General features: G+C 70.2%; 1 protein-coding gene. It reads right to left on the reverse strand.

Translation table 11 applies throughout. The features are described 5' to 3' along the window. Positions 1-540: protein kinase domain-containing protein (locus KY501_RS52930; protein ID WP_224373266.1), on the reverse strand; the 540-nt coding region annotated here is incomplete at both ends.

Below are 540 nucleotides of genomic sequence, written 5' to 3' on the forward strand. Positions count from 1 at the left end.
CGCGCTCCGTGCTTGAAGCCATGTTCCCGCATGAAGCGCCAGGCCTCGGGGCTGCGGTACTCCCAGGTGCCCGGCGGCATCGCCCCTCGCGTCACCGGAGCCGCCTGCTCGCAGCCACTCACGCCAAAGTCCACCAACACCGCCGCACCGTCCTCCTCCCTCACCAGCAGGTTGGCCTCCTTCACATCCCGGTGCACCACTCCGGCTGCGTGCACCGCTCCCAGCCCCTGGCTCATGTCCCTCAACAACTGCAGCACCCGGCGCGCCGACGGGTTCTCCTCGTCGACCCACTCGTCCAGCCGCCTCCCCGCCACGTACTCCATCACCACCACCAGGTAACGCGGCTGCGCCTCCGGCCACTGCCAGAAGCCGCTCAACCGAGCCACATGGCCGTGGCGCACACGGCTGAGCACCACCACCTCGCGCTCGGCCCAGCCCGAGTGGTCCTTGAGCGACAGGAACTTCAGCGCGTGCAGTTGCTCACCCCGCCGCGCCAGGAACACCGTGCCGAAGCCGCCCGCTCCCAGCCGCCGTTCCACC

Origin of the sequence: Hyalangium versicolor (assembly GCF_020103695.1) — a bacterium.
GTDB lineage: Bacteria > Myxococcota > Myxococcia > Myxococcales > Myxococcaceae > Hyalangium > Hyalangium versicolor.